Genomic DNA, 1,423 nt, shown 5'->3' on the forward strand with positions numbered 1-1,423 from the left:
TGATAATTCTGGGGGGGGGGGGGCGGGGGCGGGCGGCCCCCCCCCCCCCGCCACCCCCACCGCACCCCCCCCAACAACGGGGCGGGGGGTTGGGTGGGGGGGGGGGGGGGGGGTGGTGTTCTGCCCGCCCCCCCAAAAACGCGGGGGGGGGGGGCGGGGGCGCCCCCCCCCCCCCCCCCCGGCCCCCCCCCCCCCCCCCCCACCCCGCCTTCGACAGATTTCCGCAATCTGTCGGAACTGCATTCTGCTCCGGTGGGTGTCGACCTTGTCTGTCGGAACGGCATTCCGCTCAGGTGGGTGTCGACCTTGTCTGTCGGAACGGCATTCCGCTCAGGTGGGTGTCGACCTTGGTCGACACGGTAGATCCACGCCATGCGTGGATGAACGCTGCAGGGACTGTCGACGGATGGAATCGACTTGGAATCTGATGGCTTACCCCACCTCCCCCAACAACGCCTGCAACCCCGGCAGCCATTGTTTGCCCGGGTGGCGCACCAGCCACAGGGTGCGCTGCAGGGCGGGCAGCGGCGTCTCGAGTACGCGCAGGCGGCCGAGGGCCAAGGGTTCTTCCAGCGCGTGGCGCGAGAGGCAGGCCAGGCCGAGGCCGGCGATGGCGGCCTGCTTGATCGCTTCGGTATTGCCCAGCTGCAGGGTCTGGGCGAAGCCACGCAGGTGCGGGAGCAGCGCCTGTTCGACGGCTTCGCGGGTGCCGGAGCCGGGCTCGCGCAGCAGCCAGCGGGCAGCGCGCAGTTCGTCCAGTGACCAGCTGGCGGGGGCATCGGCGGCAGCCACGATCACCAGCGGGTCCTGCTGCCAGGCGGTCACCTGCAGGCCGCGCTCGTGGCACGGGCCTTCGATCAGGCCGGCGTCCACGTCCAGGCGCTGCACGGCAGCGACCACGCCGGCACTGTTGTCGATGCGCAGGTCGACCTCGGCCTGCGGCGCCTGGCGCAGCAGGTCGGCGATGCGCGGCGGCAACAGGTAGTTGCCGATGGTGGTACTGGCGGCCAGCACCAGTCGCAGCGGTGCGCCCTGCCCCGGGTCGCCGCCGGCGGCCAGCTGCCGCTCCAGATCGGCGGCGTTGACCAGCAGCGTGCGTGCAGGCTCCAGCAGCGCGCGGCCGTGCCCGTTCAGCGCCAGGCGGCGGCCGATGCGGTCGAACAGCGGGGTGCCGAAGTGTGCCTCCAGCTCCTGCAGGGCGGCGCTGCTGGCCGACTGAGAGAGCGCGATGGCCTGGCCAGCGGCGGTGGTGCTGCCGTGATCGGCGATGGCGACGAAGACCTGCAGCTGGCGCAGGGTCAGGCGCATGGAAATTACCCGCTGGATAGGTAGGTTTCGCCCATATTATTCGTTTTACAGGTCATCGTCTCCGGCGCACGCTTGCCCCATCTCTCCAGCGCTGCCGTGCCATGAACGTCCCTGC

1 protein-coding gene is annotated in these 1,423 nt (G+C 71.3%); it reads right to left on the reverse strand.

Features of this window, described 5'->3' with window-relative positions:
* Positions 1-432: 432 nt before the first annotated feature.
* Complete coding sequence (locus tag QRO91_RS22395) at positions 433-1,308, reverse strand: LysR family transcriptional regulator (protein WP_049431524.1); 876 nt, start codon at positions 1,306-1,308, stop codon at positions 433-435.
* Between the last annotated feature and the right edge of the window lie 115 nt (positions 1,309-1,423).

It is taken from the genome of Stenotrophomonas maltophilia group sp. Smal32, assembly GCF_030237085.1.
Lineage (GTDB): Bacteria > Pseudomonadota > Gammaproteobacteria > Xanthomonadales > Xanthomonadaceae > Stenotrophomonas > Stenotrophomonas maltophilia_Q.